Source organism: Vibrio pelagius (assembly GCF_024347575.1).
Lineage (GTDB): Bacteria > Pseudomonadota > Gammaproteobacteria > Enterobacterales > Vibrionaceae > Vibrio > Vibrio pelagius.
On record NZ_AP025504.1, the window covers coordinates 434,234 to 452,853 of the forward strand.

General features: G+C 45.5%; 11 protein-coding genes. 8 read left to right on the forward strand and 3 right to left on the reverse strand.

Annotated elements, in window-relative coordinates; translation table 11 throughout:
• Window positions 1-13: 13 nt before the first annotated feature.
• From vsple_RS16130 to vsple_RS16150, 5 genes are all read left to right on the forward strand, one after another.
• Window positions 14-1,654 (forward strand): VRR-NUC domain-containing protein, encoded by a 1,641-nt coding sequence (locus vsple_RS16130; protein WP_261883848.1) that lies wholly within the window; start codon window positions 14-16, stop codon window positions 1,652-1,654.
• Between the two features lie 168 nt (window positions 1,655-1,822).
• The gene (locus vsple_RS16135; RefSeq protein WP_261883849.1) at window positions 1,823-2,569 is read left to right on the forward strand and encodes a response regulator transcription factor; all 747 of its coding nucleotides are present in this window, start codon (window positions 1,823-1,825) and stop codon (window positions 2,567-2,569) included.
• A complete protein-coding gene (locus vsple_RS16140) occupies window positions 2,566-3,900 on the forward strand; it encodes a sensor histidine kinase (RefSeq protein ID WP_261883850.1) in 1,335 nt (444 codons plus the stop codon). Before vsple_RS16135 ends, vsple_RS16140 begins: the two co-directional genes overlap by 4 nt.
• 151 nt (window positions 3,901-4,051) lie before the next feature.
• Window positions 4,052-5,971, forward strand: coding sequence for a TonB-dependent receptor domain-containing protein (locus vsple_RS16145; RefSeq protein ID WP_261883851.1), 1,920 nt, complete (start codon window positions 4,052-4,054; stop codon window positions 5,969-5,971).
• A 221-nt stretch (window positions 5,972-6,192) separates the two neighbouring features.
• Window positions 6,193-8,547 (forward strand): fatty acid cis/trans isomerase, encoded by a 2,355-nt coding sequence (locus tag vsple_RS16150; RefSeq protein WP_261883852.1) that lies wholly within the window; start codon window positions 6,193-6,195, stop codon window positions 8,545-8,547.
• Window positions 8,548-8,829: 282 nt separating this feature from the next.
• Here vsple_RS16150 and torS read toward each other — a convergent pair whose 3' ends face one another.
• Window positions 8,830-11,811 (reverse strand): TMAO reductase system sensor histidine kinase/response regulator TorS, encoded by a 2,982-nt coding sequence (gene torS, locus vsple_RS16155; protein ID WP_261883853.1) that lies wholly within the window; start codon window positions 11,809-11,811, stop codon window positions 8,830-8,832.
• A gap of 92 nt (window positions 11,812-11,903) precedes the next feature.
• Here torS and torT point away from each other — a divergent pair, with 92 nt between their 5' ends.
• Both torT and vsple_RS16165 read left to right on the forward strand, forming a co-directional pair.
• Window positions 11,904-12,953 carry a TMAO reductase system periplasmic protein TorT gene (torT, locus tag vsple_RS16160; RefSeq protein ID WP_261883854.1) on the forward strand — a complete coding sequence of 350 codons (1,050 nt, stop codon included), beginning with the start codon at window positions 11,904-11,906 and terminating at the stop codon, window positions 12,951-12,953.
• Window positions 12,954-13,020: 67 nt separating this feature from the next.
• Entirely contained in the window at window positions 13,021-13,476 is a 456-nt protein-coding gene (locus vsple_RS16165; protein ID WP_255232590.1) for a methylglyoxal synthase, read from the forward strand.
• 92 nt (window positions 13,477-13,568) lie between these two features.
• Here the strand turns inward: vsple_RS16165 and vsple_RS16170 are convergent, their stop codons facing one another.
• On the reverse strand, window positions 13,569-13,919 hold the full coding sequence (locus vsple_RS16170; RefSeq protein WP_255232589.1) for a VOC family protein: 351 nt from the start codon (window positions 13,917-13,919) through the stop codon (window positions 13,569-13,571).
• A gap of 38 nt (window positions 13,920-13,957) precedes the next feature.
• Window positions 13,958-16,033: a DNA helicase IV gene (helD, locus tag vsple_RS16175; RefSeq protein WP_261883855.1), complete on the reverse strand. Its 2,076-nt coding sequence runs from the start codon at window positions 16,031-16,033 to the stop codon at window positions 13,958-13,960.
• A gap of 176 nt (window positions 16,034-16,209) precedes the next feature.
• Here helD and yccS point away from each other — a divergent pair, with 176 nt between their 5' ends.
• Window positions 16,210-18,372 carry a YccS family putative transporter gene (gene yccS / locus vsple_RS16180; protein ID WP_261883856.1) on the forward strand — a complete coding sequence of 721 codons (2,163 nt, stop codon included), beginning with the start codon at window positions 16,210-16,212 and terminating at the stop codon, window positions 18,370-18,372.
• Window positions 18,373-18,620: the final 248 nt, after the last annotated feature.

The window sequence follows — 18,620 nt, forward strand, 5'->3', positions numbered from 1 at the left end:
ATGAGACAAAGACTTGCTAGACAACACACCTGTACTACCACCAACTTATTACCTCGATAACTTCCAACGCCTTATCGAACACGCCCAACAGTGGTATCTAGATCTACTTACCCCTCAAGAGCAAGAGTGGCTGAGACGTTTCATGGCTTTGCCCTCGCCCGCTCGTTGTGCTCTTGTGAGAATGTTCAGCCGCAAAGGACATTGGTTTCGAAGCGATAAGCTTAACTATCAAGAGATCGACGATTTTCCGCTGCAACTTGAACGCCTTGGCGAACAAGGCTTTATTCGCTCAAGCAAAGGAATGAATGAAGCTCGACCGGTCATCTCCTATTCAGATTTGGCGCGAGAGCTACTAACGAAGCCAGAGTTGTTTCAAGTATTCCCAGACCTCGTATCAAACCGCACCGCTCGCAAGGATGTCTTGCTACAGCAGTTGCCAGACGAGACGTTCACTGGTTTTGAGCAGCTTCCGTTTGCCTGCATTGAACTGCTACACCCCGAGTTCATCAACCTATTGCTCGTGCTTTTCTTTGGCAATACTCACCAAGATCTAAGCCAATTTGTGTTGAGTGATTTAGGGCTGAACACCTTCGAGCCGGTAACTATTACCCTCGAAACTCGATTCTTTCAAAGCCGTGAGCAGGTAGACGAACTGTTAACGCTGCACAAGATTCACAACCAATACTATGAGATCACAACAAAAGACTCCGTATCCCTCACAGCTCTGCTGGATAGCATACCAACCAACAGCGATCACACTGCGCTAATTCGACGCCGATCCAAGCTGATCAATTTGATTGCCAGAGATCTTGAGCGATTGGGAGAGTATCAACTCGCCCTACACTATTTTACTCAATCGCACCTACCCCCAAGTCGTGAACGACAGGCGCGTATTCATGACAAGCTAAACCAAACCCAAGCAATGAGTGACGTTGTCACCGATATACTGCAACATCCGATTGATGTCGCGGAGTTAGAAGTGGCGCACAAGTTAGAACAAAGAGTACAAAGACTTCAAGGTCACAAAGTACCACGAACCAAAAAGCCAACCTGTGAGAATGAACATCTAAAATTGGACCTCAGCACGGTACGCGTCGAGGAGGCCGTACGCGCACATATGGAAAAACAAGGTTGGCATTGTTACTTCAGCGAGAATACCTTTCTCAACGGTTTGTTTGGCTTGGCATTTTGGGACGTGATATTTGCGGAAGTGGATGGCGCCTTTATCAACCAGTATCAATATCGCCCTCTCGACCTATACCACGACGACTTTGTTAGCAAGAGACAAGAGTTGATAGAGCAAACCTTTAGTGCACTCAATAATGAAGGTATGGAAATCTTATTCGATACATTTCAAGCCAAACAAGGTATCGCTAACCCTTTTGTGCAGTGGGCCTACTTCTCCAAAGATCTTTTAGAGCGAGCGATCGAACATATCCCCCTACCTGTGCTTTGTGACCTGTTTAGAGTATTACTCAAAGATCTCAAACTGTATCGAACGGGTATGCCTGATCTGATTGCCTTCAATGATTACGGCTTTCGTTGGGTAGAAGTGAAAGGGCCTGGGGATAAGCTCCAAGACAATCAGTGGCGTTGGATTAAAGAGTTCGACAAACTAGAGATACCTTTTTCTGTCTGCTGGGTAAATCAATAACATTCAGAGAGCTAACAGAACCACCGATAGAAATACAAGTAATACTCAAATGAAAACTCGGGACGCGTCCAATTTGATGCATTTGGTTACAAAGGCATCGCTATGCTCGTTGCATTCACCACACCAATTATTGATAATAGTTTTCATTATCAATAATTGGTGTGCCTTATGTTGTCTTTCGATTACTCTCCTACCCCCTCAAAAGTAAAAGATCCTACGTCAGGTCGGCTCCTTGTTGTCGAGGACGACATAACCCTCAATGAACACCTTAGTGACTTGCTAAGTAATCGTGGCTATCAAGTGTCGAGCACCACGTGTGGCGAAAAAGCGCTAGAGCTTCTTAGGCTAGAAAGCTTCGACCTAATATTACTGGATGTCGACTTACCTAAGGTTGATGGCTTCAGCATTCTTAATTTTGTTCATGAGAGCTCACAAACTCCAGTGATCATGCTAACCGCTTATGGTGCGGAAGAGCATCGTATTCGAGGCTTTAAATCGGGTGCTGATGACTACATTTCTAAGCCATGCAGCTTCACCGAAATCAGCTTGCGAGTTGAAGCTGTCCTTAGACGCAGCAAGCCTGAACCTCTTAACCAAACTCCCTCACACCGCCTTCAACATCACGAGCTCACCCTCGACAGACTCACTCACAACGTTAGTGTGACTATCGATAATCAACAGCAAACGACTGAACTGACTCCAACTCAATTCAAGCTTCTCTGGGTATTGGTTCAAAATGCAGGTTCGGTTCAAAACAAACCATTTTTATATCAAGCGGTACTCGAACGAGAGTTTAGTCAATACGATCGCAGCTTAGATATGCACCTCTCCAGAGTCAGAAAAAAGCTACTCTCATTTGGTATGCCTAACGATCGTATTCAAACCGTGCATGGTAAGGGATACATCGTAAAATGAGTCGATTATTGTTTTGGCGCTTATTTATCGTACTGTCGTGTGGCGTAGTGATCTTTTTCTCTCTATTGCACAGTGCCGCAATACTCTCAAACGAGAAAATGAGTTACATAAAAAAGAATCATCAACAAGAGATCCTCACTTGGGGACAGACTGCTCAAAACTTCCTAGCCAAGCAGCAGTTTTCAGAGCTTGATATTTGGCTTGATGAACTCTCTGAAACGGAAAACACTTGGGTAACAGTGGTTCAGTCTAGAATTGATGTTGTCGCAGGTAATGAACTCAATCAGCGCTTCTGGGAGGGTTACGGAATTGGCCGCAATGTTGAGTGGAAAATACACTTAGACTTTCCTGACAATCCAATCATGGAGGTCGCACTCAGCCCTTCTAACTATCATTTCCTGGTTATACTTCCTGATAGAATGCGTCCCGGAACCTACATGTCTCATGCATTCTGGCTATTTCGCTTTATCATCCCGTTTTCTACGCTTCTCGCACTGACTGTCTATTTGTATCGTTACGTGATGCGCCCACTCCAACAGTTTCATTGTGCAACGCAAGAGTTCAGCAAGGGCAATTACTCAGCGCGCATTCCAACACAACTCACGCGAGGCAACGATGAATTTAGCCAGATTGCATGCACATTCAACGCGATGGCTGAAAAAACTTCGGATGTCATCACCCACAATCGAAACCTAATCTCCGACATGTCCCATGAAATCAGAACACCGATTGCTCGTGTTGAAACTGCGATAGATTGTATCGAGCAAAACATCAAGCCCGACGCCATGATGAAGCGAATCAAAAGCGAAACCAGAAACATGCGTGAGTTGGCTGAAGACACCTTAACTTTGGCTTGGTTAGAGAACGAAAATCCCGACCTTCGACAAGAGTGTTTCGATCTGATTGAGTTGGTTGAAGCGATCGTCGAGGATGCTCGATTTGAATTCTCTAACAAACAGATCCTGCTTAACTCTTCAGATACACTGATGCTTCGCAACTCCAACCAGAGAGCTTTAGCACATGCAATAGAGAATATCTTGCGCAATGGTCTTCGTTACACACCTGAAGGCGAACAACTTTCAATTGATATTGTAAGTGAAAAGTCGACAGTGAAGCTCACTCTCACGGACAGTGGACCGGGTATTGATCCGCAACTTTATAGCAAGATGTTTACCCCGTTCTTTAAAGCACATAACCAAGTTGACACTCGCAAAGGGTTTGGGGTTGGGCTAGCACTCGCCAAACGTCACATAGAAGCCGTTAGGGGCTCGGTTAGCGCTCGCAACGCACCAGACAAAGGGCTTTGCGTAAGTATCGAACTGCCAATTTAGTCGAGCACATTCCAATTCGCTTTATGGTTATGAAGTGGCTGTTCTATATGGCAATTTCTGATATGTAACATTTGTAAAATTGATTTACTCAATACCCAAATTACACCAAAATCCAGATCGATAATAATTCTCATTAACATCGGAGGTTTCGGTGAATTTACCAGCCACTTTTAAATTAAGCCCTATTGCTTTATCTCTGCTTCTCATTTCTAACAGTGCTTTTTCTGCAGACGATACTGAGGTCATCGAAGTGACCGGTCACCAAGTTCATACTGGAGATGTGACCATCACTGCAGATGACCTGGACAAGCGTCAAGCCCAAGATCTCAACGACATTTTTCGTGGTGATGCTGAAGTAAGCGTGGGTGGCTCTTCAGGCATATCTCAAAAGATCTATGTACGTGGCCTTGAAGACACCATGCTGAATATTTCTGTTGATGGTGCTGAGCAGTCGGGCAGCCTATTCCATCACCAAGGTCGACTCTCGATTGAGCCAGAACTGCTCAAACAAGTCGATGTCAGTGCGGGTGCAGGCCGTGCGACAAATGGTCCGGGAGCACTAGGTGGTGCCATCCAATTTAAGACCAAAGACGCTCATGATCTGCTCCATCCAAACGATAGCTTTGGCGCACAGGTCAAAGGTGGTTATTACACCAACAACGATGGTTACAAAGTCTCTACGAGTCTTTACGGTGAAGTTACCGAAGGCTTAGGGTTACTTGCCTCGTTTGGTTACGTTGATGGACAGAATATCAAAGATGGAAACGGTGATAGCCAGCCTTATACGGCTTTAGAACAAACTGTGGCGCTCCTTAAACTCTCAGGTCAAGTTACTGAAAGTCAGTACTTCTCTTTGAGTTACGACTTCCGCCAAGACGATGGCCGTCGCTTAAATCGACCACACTTTCAGCCAAGTTTCAAAAACGATCCATTAGATCAAGAGGCCGACCGCCATACAATTACAGCCTCTCACAAGTATACGGGCAGCGATAGGCTAAATGTTGAGAGTACGCTCTACAACACCAGCAATCGCATCGCGCACAAAAACCACCCAAGATGGGGAACCAGTGACGGTTCAATTGATACCTATGGTGCAAAAATCAGTAACACCTCGAACTGGACAACAAATACGGTTATTTACGGTGTCGACTACAAAAATGATACTGCAGATTTTGACACGGGTTCCGGTGCTCAAAACAGTAAAGAGAAAGGCAAGGTTTACGGCTTGTTTGTTCAAGACGATTGGCGCATTACCCAAGACCTAACACTCACTGCGGGAGCTCGTTACGACTGGTATGAACTGGAAGACAATAAAGACCAGAAATTTGATTCTAGCGGCTTTAGCCCCAATGCTGGTTTAGATTACAAGATCACGCCTTCTATCAATGTATTTGCTAGCTACGCTGAAGCGTTTCGCGGTCAACAGATCAAAGAGCTGTTCGTCATCGATTACAAAGAGAACGACCCTAATCGCAAACCGGAAAAAGCGCAAAACACAGAGTTCGGAATGGCTTATCAAGCACAAGATCTCGCCATTGGAGCCACCTTTTTCTATAGCGAAATCGAAGATGTTGTCGGTGATAACGGCACCATCACCAATGTCGGTGACCTGAAAAACAAAGGCATTAATGCGTACATCAGCTATCAATTTGACCAACTGCGCACACGCCTAAGTTACAGCCAGTCACGCCCAGAGCTGAACGGTGAGCCACTATCAGACGACAGTATGAACATTGGTACATCAGTTGGTGATACATGGGTTCTCGATTTAGGTTACACAGCAACAGAAAGCTTAGAACTTGGCTGGAACGCTCGTTTTGTAGAACGCTTAACCGATGTTGCAGACCCAAGTGCTCACCCTGAAAAGCCTGGCTACGGCGTTCATGACCTTTACGCACAGTGGATTCCCATGTCGAATGACAAGCTGACATTCACTCTGTCAGTGAAGAACGTGTTTGATAAGTTCTACTTCGATCACGCCTCATACATGGAATACATTGGTAGCCCTGTCGCACAAGGCTATGCAAGTGCAGGCCGCGATTTCCGCTTCAACGCGAGCTACTCATTCTAATCGGTAGACACTACTGGTTCTAATCGGTAGGCGCTTCTGGGTCTATTCAATAGGTACTTCCAGGCATACTGCGGAGACCTAATCAAACCTAGCGAGTAGCGTTACTTTTTCCTTTACGCTGCTCGCTTTTCTCACCCAGGCTATTCAACAAATTACTAGAACATGAGCATTTTCAATCATTTTCGATATACTTAAGAAAAATGATAAAACTATAAGTCTCTATGAATTTAAAACGAATCTTGGTTGTCGTACTGGTCAGCCTCTTCTCTGGTTGTGCAATGTACGCTGGCTTAAACTTCGACGAACTGTTTGGCGAACCCGAAGTTCGCGACCGCCAAGCACCTGTGGTTTCTGCACAAGCACAACATTTCATTAATGAAGTAAAACCGATTATCGATAACCGATGTGTGGTGTGTCACGCCTGTTACGATGCGCCGTGCCAACTAAAAATGTCCTCAGTAGAAGGAATAGACCGCGGTGCAAGCAAAGAGTTGGTTTATGAGGGCACCCGTTTAACCGCATCGGCCCCTACTCGTCTGTTTGAAGATGCGCAGACGACTCAGGAATGGCGCGAGGCAGACTTCCACCCTGTGCTGAACGAGCGTATGCAAAATTCGACCGCAAACTTAGACGCCGGTTTAATTGCTCGTATGCTGATTCAAAAAGAGAACCACCCACTTCCCGATCAAAAACAGTTAGAAGGCTTTGATTTTGCTGTCGATCGCGATCAGCAGTGTCCGACTATTGAAGAGTATGCTCAATACGAGAGAGATTACCCAACATGGGGAATGCCTTACGGGATGCCAAATCTTAATAAAGGTGAATATGCGACTTTGATGAGCTGGTTAGAGAACGGCGCCATCATGAACGCCCACATCCCTTTGACTGAAGATGAGCAAGCACTGGTTGATACTTATGAGAGCTTCTTAAACAAAAGCGCGCGTAAGAGTCAGCTGTCTGCTCGTTACATCTACGAGCACTTATTCCTTTCTCACCTCTACTTCTCAGAGTTAGAGGGGCCAACGCGCTTCTTCACCTTGGTTCGCTCTGCAACACCACCGGGTCAACCAGTTCAACGCATTACCACTCGTCGACCATATGACGATCCTGAGGTGGCACGCGTTTACTATCGCATCATTCCCGAGCAGGGAACCATTGTCGATAAAACCCACATGCCGTTTGCTTTGAATGGGAAACGCCTGCAAGACTGGACAACTTGGTTCGTTAATACACCATACACAGTGCGAGAGCTACCAAGCTATGATGTCGATGTCGCTGCCAACCCAATGACAGCGTTTGAGGCCCTGCCTGTCAACTCGCGCTTTAAATTCATGCTCGATAACGCACAAAACACCATCATGGCCTATATCAAAGGCCCGGTATGTCGCGGACAATTGGCATTGAACGTTATTAATGACCGTTTCTGGGTGGTGTTTGTCGACCCGGATAAAGCCGATCTTCCTGAGATCAATGACTTCTACGCTAGCCAAAAAGATAACCTAAAACTGCCCGGGGAACTTGAGAGTAACACACTACCTGTCACTAATTGGGTTAAGTACTCAAAACAACAAGCTCGCTACCTAGACGGTAAGTCCGAGTTCGCTAATAAATGGTTCAAAAACGGTGAGAACCTCACCATGAACGTTATTTGGGACGGTGGCGGTACCAACCCAAATGCAGCGTTAACCGTGTTTAGGCACTTCGACAGTGCTTCTGTGGTGCAAGGTTTGGTGGGGACACAACCAAAGACAGCATGGGTACTTGATTACGCGCTCCTTGAGCGTATCCATTACCTGTTAGTTGCGGGCTTCGATGTGTACGGCAACTTTGGCCACCAGCTGATGACACGCATGTTTATGGACTTCCTGCGTCTAGAGGGCGAGAGTAACTTCTTGACCCTGTTACCTAAAGATGTGCGCCATAAAGAGCACTCAAGCTGGTATCAAGACCAAGACACTCAGCTAAGCGATTTCTTGCAGCGTAATATCACGCCATTCGATCAGCCTTCCAGCGTTGTTTACAAAACTGATGATCCGAAGGCGGAGTTGTTCGACATGTTAAAAGAGAAGCTAAGACCTATCCTCAATGATCGCTATGAGATCGTGAATACTGGATTTGAACCGAAGCACGAGGCTCTACTACAACAAGTCGACGCGATTAAGGGAGCAGGTCTACAACACGTACCTCAACTAGTGATGATGATGATCAAAGCTCACAGCGGTGAGGAGCAGTTATTTACAATGCTTCACAACAACTCTCATACCAACATCTCCAGTTTGTTTGATGAAGAGAGCAATCGTGACTACGAGAACGATGATCTTACGTTGGTGAGAGGCGTTGTAGGTAGCTACCCTGCAGCTTTCCTAGAGCTGGATGAAACGGAAATCCCTCAGCTTGTCTCGATGCTACAAGCCATTGAAACTGAAGAGGACTATGTGGCATTACTGGATAAGTTTGCGGTACGCAGAAGCTCAAGTGACTTTTGGCCTTTCAGCGACCGTGTTCACCAATGGTATCAGCAAAATCAACCTATAGAGTTTGGTCTGCTCGACTACAATCGCTTTGAAAACCGCTAAGGCTTGCAATACCAATCGTAGTAAATAATTGCTCACCCTAGCTTGTTAAAATGCTCGATAACTACGTTAGAATTTTTGATTGTAGAATAACTACTTATCGAAACTCTCTGTTGCAGAAAAACTGCCTTGTTCTCAAGCCTTTTTCCTTCGCTATTTTTGATCACTTACTTATTGTGATTGGTATAACCCATCCTACATCATTCAAACTAGATTGAGTTAAAACGAAAAATCCTCTGCCTTAACTGCAGAGGATTTTTGTTATTGGAGGCTTAAATGTCATGGCTAAAAATAAGATTTAAGCGCCTTATTCGACGCGCAGACTATCTCTATTAGCGCGTCTGCGGTATTGCCATATTCAGTCAAAGGTTCAGCGGCAGCTTCAATAACTAAGCAGGCTTGATGTAGCTTGCCTAAACCCAGACTACCTGCAGAACCTTTTAACTTATGCGCAAGAGACTTCACTTCTCGTGAGTTCTTCGCTTCGCTAGCCACCTTTAACTCATCAAGAATAACTTGAGAGCTCTCTTCAAACAGCTCCACAATCGACAGCATTTTTTCTTTACCTAGAATCGCCAAGTCGCCCTCGATGACCTTAGGGTCAATGATCAACACATCCACCTCCTGCTTCTTTTCGACTATATCATCAATGTTGTTTGGCTCATCAATGTTGTTTGGCACACCACTTTCGCCTTTTTGAGCAATGCACATGCGATCCGATGAATCTGGCTGAGGCAGCAACAATCGACGCCCTGTTAACTGAGTACTGATCAGCCTTGCCAACGCCTCTTTCTCTAAAGGTTTTGGTAAGAAGCCATCGAAACCAGAAGCTAAGTACTCTTCCACTTCTTCATTGAAAACATGGGCAGAAACCGCAATCATTGGCGGCTCTGCTCTCTGCGCGTCTGAATGGCTGTTGAGTACCTTTAGATCATTTCTCAGGTCTCGAATCAGTTCCGTACCATCACAGTCTGGAAGATTAATATCCACTAAGGCAATATCAAAGTCCTGCTCTTTAAACAGCTCTCTAGCTTGTGCGCCCGTGGTTGCGATGGTGACTTGATGTCCAAGATTGTTCAAGAAACCCTCTGCAACAATACAGTTAACCGGATTGTCCTCAATCAAGAGTACTTTAGCTTTGACACATGCTTCTACCGCCTGAGCTTGCACTTCTACTTTTTCACCAATCTCAAGCGGAACCGAGAACCAGAACTGACTCCCCTCGCCCTCTTCTGAGTGTACGCCAATATCACCACCCATCGCGGTTAAAATGCTCTTACTGATGGCGAGGCCGAGTCCAGTGCCCCCTTTTTTGTTGCGACCACTCTCTGTTTGGCTAAAGGCATCAAACAAACATTGCTGCTCATCGGCTTTGATGCCTGCGCCGGTGTCCGCCACTTCAAACATCACGCGGTTGGGATCTTCGACATCTAAACTGACGTAGATATCAACAGAGCCAGTGTCGGTAAATTTAATCGCATTCCCCACCAAATTGTTCAAGATTTGACTCAGACGAGTGACATCCCCACGCCAATAAGTCTGCACATCACTTTCGATTTGGAAACTGAAATCAATTTGCTTCTCGGATGCTCTTCCTTCCATGAGTTGGTAGGTGTCTTCTACCATTTGGTGAAGATTAAAAGAAGCAACGCGGATCTCGAGATGACCAGCTTCGATTTTTGAGTAATCCAGAACATCATTGAGTATCGCAAGTAAGTTTTTACCACTGCGGTTGATGATGTCAGCATAGCCCGATTGCAGCGGATTTAGCCCTGTATCTTTCAGTAACCTTGCTGTTCCTAAAACACCATTCATTGGCGTTCGAATCTCGTGACTCATCGTGGCAAGAAACGCCGATTTAGCGCGACTGGCTTGCTCTGCTGCACGTCGTGCTTTAGCGTGATTTAACACTTCTATATTGAGTTTTTCATTGGTTTGTTGCAGCTGATAAGTTCGTTCCGTAATCAACTCTTCAAGGTGCTCTTTGTGCTCCTCGAGCTCACGTTTAGCCTTTGCCTCACCAACCGCCACCACTTGCAGAGCTTGAGCAGTATTTCGAGCTGTGATGATCGCTTGCCCCATGTGAGCTAATTCATCGTTACCTTTCACCGATATATCGATATTTAAGCGCCCTTGAGCTATCGACATCAAGGCAACGGAGTACTCAGCAAGCCTTTTGACTACCGACACATACACCACACGCCACACAATAAACGCAGCGATGAATAAACCAATCACTGAGATAACCGATAACGTCCATTGAGCGTAATTCAATGTGGTCGTCAGTTCGTCAACCGCCTCTTTGGTACTGCGGTTCGAATCATCCACCAGCACGTTGACCGTGTTGTTAAGCTGAGAAAACAACGCCAATGTGTTCTGCATTAAGTCTTCTGATTTTTTTGCGTTTTCTTCCTTCTCTAACGCAATATCGAAAGCCACCTGTCGGCTACGCAGCTCATCTAAAAGCTGCGACATCTGCTCTGAACGGGTTGGATCTTCCACCGCTTTTACACGACGAGCCATAATTTTTAGGTTGGCTTCAAACTCGGTTTGTATTTGGTGAATACGATCGACATCAGTAACCGTCGGTGTCTCTTCAATCTGATTGAGCATCTTAAACGCTAAAAGATGCAGTTCGTGCAAACGTTCAGAAAGATCCAGATCGACCTCGACTAAAGCATCCAATGCCTTGTATGCGCGATCGGTCTGCTGCTTTTCGAGTAAGTCATAAATGTGCGTAACATTAGCCACGGCAATGGTTGCTGTATTCAACACTTGGGTTCGGGTGAGTTGCTCAAGCTCTTCTGCCAACAAGCGCATCTCCTCTACGCGAGAATGAAGCTCTTTGGTTAGCCATAATTTTCGCTCTACTGATACACCAAGTTCCGCTAAGGTATTAATAACATTCTGAACGTTGTTTTCTAGGTTACTCAACAATTCCGAATCAAAGCTATCTGAGCCAAGTTCTTTGATATGACGCAGTAAAGATTCCAGCAGTTCGAACAGTTCTGAACCAGCTTCTTTGCGCTGCTCTTCATTGCGAGCATTACTGAGAGTTTGTACCGATGCAATAATACGATTGCTTAGTTCAGAGACCTGACGCGCCTCAATCATAGCTGGCAGTGCGGAGTCAACGACGTTTCGTTCTGTTTTTGCCACAAAGCTAAAACCTGACACACCAATCAGAGCTGATAAGACAACCAATAAGGCCATCACTAAAAATGAGGCGAGCAGCTTTCTACCTATACTTGCCGTGGCTAACAACATAAACCCGTAACCTTAAAACATTCTTCTTTACCCATGCAGAATACGCTATATTTTGCAGTGTTTCTTATCCAAAGCCAATAAACTGACAATTCATGCTATCTAAACGTTTAGTTTCAACTCTAGTTTCATGCTCACTGGCTGCAGCCAGTTACTCGGCAGTCGCCAACGACCTCGCAGTGGACAATAAAGCAGCAGCCAAAGCCCAGGTTTCTTCTGTCGCGCAAGAAAAAGAGAAGGTGTGCGCCATCTACCCACACCTGAAAGACTCTTACTGGTTGTCAGTCAATTACGGCATGATTTCAGAAGCCAAAAAGCAAAAAATTGAACTACGAGTGCTCGAAGCTGGCGGTTATCCCAACATCGGTAAACAGGCCTCGCAACTTGAGTTGTGCAATCAATGGGGTGCCGATGCGATTATCCTTGGCACCGTATCTCCCGGTGCTTTTTACGACAACCTAACCAAATGGGTCGATTCGACACCTGTTTTTGCCACCGTCAATGAACTCAACCTCAGCCAAGCACAGCAAGATCAAGTGCTCAAAGGTACGGTAGGGGTAGATTGGTGGCAGATGGGTTATGAAGTTGGTAAGTTTCTCAAAGCAAAGCACCCGAAAGGATCAGGAAAAACGGATATTGCGCTGCTACTTGGCCCGCAAGCAAGCGGTGGCACCAAACCTGTCGCTATCGGCTTTTATGATGCGATTAAGTCCAGCGATATTAATATTGCTGTCAGTTACTGGGCAGATAATGACAAAGAGCTACAGAGAAACCTCGTTCAGCAGGTGATTGATTTACCGAATATAAAATACATCGTTGGCAGCGCAGTCGCGATTGAAGCGGCAATCAGTGAGGTAAGAGCGGCGAATAAAGAGAAAGAGATCGGATTGCTTTCAAGTTACTTAAGTCACGGTGTCTACCGTGGATTACTTCGTGACAAAGTGCTGTTTGCGCCCACAGATAAGATGGTTGAACAGGGCCGCCTGTCCGTGAAGCAAGCGACACATTATTTAAGAAAGCAACCTTATGAATTTCATCAAGAGCCTAAAATTGAAGCACTAACGCCTTCATCTCTCAAAAAAAAGGTGATTGCCGATTCGTTGTCACCTTCTGAGTTTCGTCCAGTATTCAGTGTCTCACCTTAGTGATATATTGCTAACTAGAAATTAAACAAAATCAAAAAAATTTAAGCCAATTACTTAGGAAACATTCATGCAAAAAACAACACGTACGATGCCAGCTCATAAGAACATCGCTTTGGTGGCTCATGATAACTTCAAGCCAGAATTACTGCGTTGGGTGAAAGAGCACAAAGAAAAACTGCAAGGGCACTTTCTGTACGCGACAGGCACCACAGGACATCTACTAAGCAAAGAAACAGGCTTAGCGATTAAAAGCATGATCAGTGGCCCTATGGGTGGCGACCAGCAACTTGGTGCATTGATTTCTGAAGGTAAGATCGACATGATGATCTTCTTCTGGGATCCTCTTAATGCTGTGCCTCACGACCCAGACGTAAAAGCACTGCTGCGTATCGCGAGTGTGTGGAACATCCCTGTGGCAACTAACCGCGCGACAGCAAACTTCCTATTCAACTCTTCAATGCTTGACGAGGAAGTGTCGATTGAGATCCCAGATTACGAAGCTTATTTAGCAAGCCGCACTTAACTAAGCGCCGCAATACAAACACAGCCTGCGTACTTGCAGGCTGTTTTATTTGGTAATGACGAATATTTTGCAACGACGAGACGAGTGCTCAATTACTTATCGCTCCAAACTGCCATTTCATTACCACTTGGCTCGCAGAAGTGGAAACGTCGACCGCCCGGAAAAGCAAAGATATCTCGCTTAATCATGCCACCCGCTTGCACAATCTCTTGCTCAGTCTGCTCTAACCCTTGGCTATAGAACACCATCAAAGCCCCACCTGTGCTCGCGTCACAAGCCAATTCAGACTGATAAAAACCACCCATCAGACCTTTGGCAGTAAAAGCTGTGTACTCTGGTCCATAATCTTCAAACTGCCACTGGAATACGGATTCAAAGAACGCCTTGGTCTTATCTAAATCTTTTGCTGCAAACTCAATGTAATTAATCGAACCATGCTCCATTTCGGCCTCCTTACCAAAAATGTTGACTAGACTACGGTTTATTTTCTACGAACAACCGGATAATCCGATTGATGTAACTCTTGCACAAAGCCAGAACCATCACCACTGTGCGTAATCCAGACTTTTTCTTTTGCTCGTGTCATAGCGACGTAGAACAGCCTTCTCTCTTCAGCATAAGGGAATTTATCTGAAGACTCTGTTAACGCGCCATCAATATGAAGCTGTTTCTTCTTCGCTGGGAATTGCCCCTCATCTACACAAAGAATGATCACAAAGTCCGCTTCTTTACCCTTACTTGCGTGGCAGGTCATAAAACTCATGTCTAACGATGTGTAAATCTTCTGCCAATCCGCTAAAAGCTCCGGTTTATGATAGTGGTTGCGCCCAAGCAGCAACACTGACTTTGTCGCATTTCCTTTTACTTGGCGGTTAAGTTGATCGAGGATCTTCTCAACATCTTTACTCGGTGCTGTGTAAACCGCCTTCTGCTTCTGCTGCTTAAAGCTATTGAGCTCTTTCGGTAGTTGAATCGGGTTCTCTTGCACAAATCGATTCGCCACCGCGCCTAATTGGTTATTAAAACGATAAGTTGTGTCTAAATGATGAATCGTTGAACTTTTGAATCGATCTTTGAAACCCGTGGTTAGATCGACATCCGCACCAGCAAACTGATAGATAGATTGCCAGTCATCACCCACCGCAAAGATAGAGGCTTGATGTTGCGCCTTGGTTTGATTACAAAGTGCCTCAACCAACGCCAAGCGATCTGGAGAGATATCTTGGTACTCATCGATCATGATGAACTTCCAAGGCGAAATAAACCTTCCTTTCTCGACATATTGAGTGGCGCGGCTGATCATCATCGAGAAATCGATTTGATTCTGCTCTTTCAGATTTTTCTGCCAAGCCGTCACACATGGCCAGCAAAGTGCTAACTCACTATTTAAGCGAGTATAATCGGGGTGATCGATAAGTTGTTGCTGCACCTCTTTTTTGGTTAAGCCTGAACTATTTAACTGCTCTAACTGCTTCTCTAACCACCCGATTAGTTTAAGATTCGAGACGTGGCTGCCAAGCTCTTCATCGCCCTTCAGGTAAGCAATAGGCCATTTAGCGAGGTGTTTTTGCCAACGCTTAAAGTTAGTCGGAGTCATCCAATGCTTTTTAAGCCAGTCGATACACCACGCTTGACGTTGATTACTGTCCAGTGCCAAAGGAGAGATGGTCACGGGTTCATTTTCAACGTGATTAAGAATTTTTAGCCCCAACTGGTGGAAAGTCTTCACCTGCACTTTTTCAGCTGAGAGACCAATTTTGCTATCTAAGCGCTGTTTCATTTCGTCAGCAGCCTCGCGTCCAAACGCGAGCAATAGCATCTCTTCTGCCTGAGCCTGATGACTCTGTAACAGGTAAGCAACACGAGCAGTAAGAACACTGGTTTTGCCTGAACCGGCACCTGCCAAGATCAAGTTGTGATCGTCGTTCATCAACACCGCATATTGCTGAGAAAGATTCAGCGGCGAAGATTCGCATTGCGCAAACAGTACTTCCCAGTTTTGACGTTCCCGATCAAGCCATTGTCGGTTGCGCTCCGCTTGCTGCTCTTCGGTCTCAAGCAACCAAGAAGAGAGGCGCGCAATTCGCTTAGGCATGCGCTGAGCAGCTTCATCCAAAGTCATTGCCATAGACTCTAAGCCTTGATTAACTTTATTGACCCATTGCTCGACTTGAGAGTGCGGTAAAAATGCTGGCAGTTGTTCAAGTCGCGTCAACTCGGATTCCCATTCAGGGACATGCTCCGCTAACTGCTCACATTGAGTATCGTGCCACTGTTGATAAGCATTCACTGCACGACGTGCAAATTGGCGGCACTCGCTCCACGGCAAACCTTGCACCAACCAGCTGCGTTGTTTCCCCTCTTGAGAGTTGGCAAAGAACTGCAATGAACCCCAAAACAAGCCGCGCTTTATCGCGACTTTACCACTCCATATTGTGAACGGAATGCGCTCCTCACTGCCGACAGACGAGAGGAGTAAACGTGAGCCATCTAGCTCAACTTGATGGTATTCATTTTGGATAAAAAACTGTGCAGTCTTATTTGCGCTTAGCTGCATTGGGCTTGCTCTTAAATGGGAGATTGTGAATTTATATCATGTTGCAATAAGAAATAATAATATCCCATCTCTTATCGCCGTTTTCATGACCACCTAGAGTTAATTATGAATTAGTATCAAATTCTTGTGCTTGATTTCTGTTAGGATTATGTTTTTAGCTTGAATAGCGAGCGACTGTGAACTTCTCTGAAAATTTACGCCTCTACTGGGCGAACAAAACCATAAATTACAGCGTCCTCATTCTAATCACCCTCTTGGGTGTTGTGGTGCCGGCTTGGTACTACGAACAAAATACGTTAATCACCCCGCTCATTCTTGGCGTTATTGCCGCTGCACTGGCAGAAAGTGACGATAGTTTTACCGGAAGGCTTAAAGCACTCACATTAACCTTTATCTGTTTTGCTATTGCCGCTTTTTCTATTGAGCTACTTTTTGATACTCCTTGGTTGTTCGCCATTGGGTTGTTCATCTCGACGTTCACTTTCATCATGCTAGGTGCCATTGGCCCGAAATACGCCAGTATCGCTTTTGGCTCCCTTCTTGTGGCTATCTACACCATGCTGGGCGCCCATGAGAGCACCAATTTGTGGTTCCAACCGCTGCTACTGTTAACTGGTGCGGCTTGGTACTACTTTATGTCGATGATTTGGCAGATTGTTTGGCCAATGCAACCTGTACAGCAGAACCTTGCGACCGTTTTTGACCAGATTGGCAACTACATGGAGTCCAAAGCAGAATTATTCTATCCCGTGACCGATCTCGTCCCTCAACCGCACCGCATCATAGAAGCCAAACTAAACGCAAGCACAGTTAATGCCCTCAATATGTGTAAAGCCACGCTGCTGAGTCGATCTAAGCGAGGACACATCGATGGGCCAAGCGACCGCTTTCTAAATACCTATTTCATCGCCCAAGATGTTCACGAGCGCGTCAGCTCTACTCACTATCGCTATCAAGAATTGGCGAAACATTTTGAACGATCGGATGTATTGTTCCGCTTTAAATATCTCCTAGAGGCGCAAGCCAAAGCTTGCCGTGAAATTGCGAGCTCTTTAAAAGTCGGTGCGGAGTATCAGCACAGTGACAAGTCGGTACTTGCTTTAGATGAGCTGATGTCTTCTTTAAGTCACCTCCATCAACAAAACCGTCCGGAGTGGAAACCGCTACTTAGTCAGCTCGAATTCCTATTTAAAAACTTAGCGACGGTGGAAAAACAGCTCTCAAACATCAATAACCCAGATGCAGAAAAGCTTGAAGAAGACGTATTGGATGACACCAATCCTCATACCTTAAAGGCTATGTGGCACAGAATACGCGCCAACCTTAACCAAGATTCAATGCTATTTCGTCACGCAATACGCATGGCGGTAACCCTAACGCTAGGCTATGGAATCATTCAAGGCTTAGAGATTGAACGAGGCTACTGGATCCTGCTCACGACGCTGTTCGTGTGTCAGCCAAACTACAGCGCGACTCGTCAAAAGCTCACCGCGCGTGTCATTGGTACAGTGGCAGGCCTGCTGATTGGCGTTCCCCTCCTGACTTTCTTCCCTTCCCAAGAGAGCCAATTGGTGTTTATTGTCATCAGCGGTGTGATGTTCTTTGCCTTCCGTATCAATAACTACGGATTTGCCACTGGTTTCATCACTCTACTGGTCCTGTTCTGTTTCAACCAACTTGGTGAAGGCTATGCCGTGGTTCTGCCTCGACTTGCGGATACCTTTATTGGCTGTGCGTTGGCCGTACTTGCGGTGGTTTACCTATTCCCAGATTGGCAGTCGAAACGCTTACATAAAGTGATGGCCGATGCGCTAGACGCCAATAAGTTCTACCTGGCACAGATCATTGGGCAATATCGGGTAGGCAAAAAAGATAATCTCAGTTATCGCATCGCCCGCCGCAGTGCACACAACAGTGATGCCAACTTAACCGTGGCAATCAGTAGCATGCTGGTTGAGCCCGGAAAATATCGAACCTCAGTCGATGAAAGTTTCCGTTTTTTGACCCTTAATCACGCTCTACTTAGCTATATTTCAGCGCTAGGGGCGCACAGAACACGTATTGATGATGAGGCGACTCACAAGCTAGTGTTAGATGCGCACCGAGTGATTCACGAGCATCTAGATGCTTTGTACTCTCAACTTCATAGCCACAGTGAGCAATGTGAAATCAAAAATAGTTACGACTCAGAACTAGATAACCGTTTGAGTGAATGGCGAGAAGAAGACGAAAGTTCTGTCAGAATGGTGCTACAACAACTGCATCTTATCTATCGAATGCTGCCTGAATTGCATACCTTGGCAACTAAGTTTGCGGTGAAAGTAACGTTCAGCAAATAGTTCGATAAACACCAAAAAAGTAATACAAAATAAAACCAATAACAAACAAAAGGATAGCTTAAAAAACACTCGATTTTAGCTATCCTTTTGTTCTTCACGACATACTATATAAATAAACAAGTTACGAAAAAAGCCCACCAACCCCCGCCAGTGCTGACATCTACAAAATTTACACACTTCGAATGTTCTAATTTTGATTGACCAAGTACTAACTTTGCCTGACATTTCTCGGACAAAACCTGCTCAAA

What these genes read in the sequence shown, in the direction of transcription:
- vsple_RS16135 (WP_261883849.1), top strand. Translation starts at nt 1,823, where the DNA reads ATGTTGTCTTTCGATTACTCTCCTACCCCCTCAAAAGTAAAAGATCCT.
- vsple_RS16140 (WP_261883850.1), top strand. Translation starts at nt 2,566, where the DNA reads ATGAGTCGATTATTGTTTTGGCGCTTATTTATCGTACTGTCGTGTGGC.
- vsple_RS16150 (WP_261883852.1), top strand. Translation starts at nt 6,193, where the DNA reads ATGAATTTAAAACGAATCTTGGTTGTCGTACTGGTCAGCCTCTTCTCT.
- torS (WP_261883853.1), bottom strand. Translation starts at nt 11,811, where the DNA reads ATGTTGTTAGCCACGGCAAGTATAGGTAGAAAGCTGCTCGCCTCATTT.
- torT (WP_261883854.1), top strand. Translation starts at nt 11,904, where the DNA reads ATGCTATCTAAACGTTTAGTTTCAACTCTAGTTTCATGCTCACTGGCT.
- vsple_RS16165 (WP_255232590.1), top strand. Translation starts at nt 13,021, where the DNA reads ATGCAAAAAACAACACGTACGATGCCAGCTCATAAGAACATCGCTTTG.
- vsple_RS16170 (WP_255232589.1), bottom strand. Translation starts at nt 13,919, where the DNA reads ATGGAGCATGGTTCGATTAATTACATTGAGTTTGCAGCAAAAGATTTA.
- helD (WP_261883855.1), bottom strand. Translation starts at nt 16,033, where the DNA reads ATGCAGCTAAGCGCAAATAAGACTGCACAGTTTTTTATCCAAAATGAA.